We start from the raw sequence: 1834 nt of genomic DNA on the forward strand, positions 1-1834 counted from the left end.
GATTTGCAGCCACCCTGTTTCTTTGCCTGACGGGTATTGGCGGTTGTTCAGGCTCCACATCAGGCGGAATAAAAGTTTTCCGTTTTCAGATTGGTGCACGCCTGTTGGGGATTCAACTGAAACAATTGGCTCATCCCAGGGCCTGTTTTGTACAAAGTTATAACGGCCATCAAATCAGCAGCGACATATTGAGATCCCTGATCGCTTTCTGTTTCTTTTTCGTACTTCTGACCACCATTCTCACCCTGCTTTTGAGCCTGCTGGGGCTGGATCTTGTCACCAGCCTAAGCGGTGCAATGACGGCCGTCACCAACGTTGGACCCGGACTTGGAGATATCATCGGACCAGCAGGCAATTTTTCATCGCTGCCTGATACAGCCAAGTGGTTACTGAGCGCGGGAATGCTGCTGGGCAGATTGGAAGTTATTACCGTTCTGGTACTCTTTACTCCAGCATTCTGGAAACATTGACAAGTTTACATCCTGTCTGTCTGGATATCCTTTCACCCCCAACGGGTCTTCCTGACCTCTGAAAGGATAACCAGACCGTTCAATAAAGATCGTGTCAGGAGATCAGCACTTAACTGCACTGTCAGCGTTTCGAAAAACTGATGCAAATCAAATAGTATTTATTGATACTCCTGTAGTATTCTTCGCCGCAAACGAAACCATTGAAGACTGGCTTCCATCTGTTTAATGCTTGATATTATCAGCCATAAGCAGAAGGTGTCGTTTTTTTGAATTGCGAAAAACAGTCACTTCCATAATATTTATATTGCTTGCCAATGAATGACCATCCTCCGTCGCACCTTATCAGCCTGATTCGTCAGCGCTCACGTAACCATTCCAGTCAAACGGCTATTCGTTTCTCTGAAAACCATCAATGGCAATCCATGAATTGGCAACAGCTGGGAGAAAAGATCGACTGTGTTTCCCGCTGTTTGCTTAAAGATAACCTGCCCATTCAAAGTAATATCGGAATCTGGTCGCAGAACCTTCCTGAATGGACTATTGCTGATCTGGGCATTCTGCAAACACGCTGCGTCACCGTGCCCATATACCCAACCAATACCGCTGAGCAGGCTCGTTACATTATTGAAGATGCCGGGATTTCCGTGTTGTTCGTCGGCGAACAGGAGCAGTTCGATGGCGCACTGAAACTATTGGACACGTGCGAATGCCTGAAAAAAGTCATTGTATTTGACTCCCGGACTGATCTGAAAAACTGCAGTCAGGCTCTGTATTTCAGTGACTTTATGGCCAGTGCTCCTGCCGAATCCAACATACTGACGGAACGTCTGGAAAATCAGTCTCTGGACGACCTCTACACTTTGATCTACACCTCAGGTACAACCGGTCAACCAAAAGGCGTTATGCTGGATTACAACAGCATCGGCGCATCTTTTGAGTCACACGATCTTCTGATTCATATTGATCACACCGATGTATCCATTGCATTTTTGCCTCTGAGCCATATTTTTGAAAGGGCCTGGAGTTATTATGTACTGACCCGGGGAGCTGTTAACTGTTACCTCAAAGATCCGACCAGAATTGCAGAGGTACTGCCAGCGCTAAAGCCAACAGTCGTCTGTGCCGTACCACGCTTCTATGAAAAGATTTATACCGGAGTGAACACTATGATCCAAAAGAGTTCTCCGGTTAAACGCTTTATTTTCAAAACGGCCATGAAGGTCGGTCGCACCACTATGGAGTTGAAGCGCCAGGGCAAAACAGTACCTGCCTATCTGGAAAGCCTGAACCAGCTCGCCGATAAAAGGGTGTTCAGCAAAATCAAGGAGAAGCTGGGTGGGCGCATTCGTTTCATGCCCTGTGGC

At 47.0% G+C, this 1834-nt stretch carries 2 protein-coding genes; both read left to right on the top strand.

Features of this window, described 5'->3' with window-relative positions; genetic code table 11:
* Positions 1-470, top strand: a 470-nt coding sequence (locus tag KDK17_RS15910; protein WP_306671310.1) for a potassium transporter TrkG, incomplete at its 5' end; no start/stop codon positions are given.
* Between the two features lie 314 nt (positions 471-784).
* Positions 785-1834: long-chain fatty acid--CoA ligase (locus KDK17_RS15915; protein WP_257288499.1), on the top strand; the 1050-nt coding region annotated here is incomplete at its 3' end.

The sequence above is a fragment of the Endozoicomonas sp. SESOKO2 genome (genome assembly GCF_024606245.1).
GTDB lineage: Bacteria > Pseudomonadota > Gammaproteobacteria > Pseudomonadales > Endozoicomonadaceae > Endozoicomonas_A.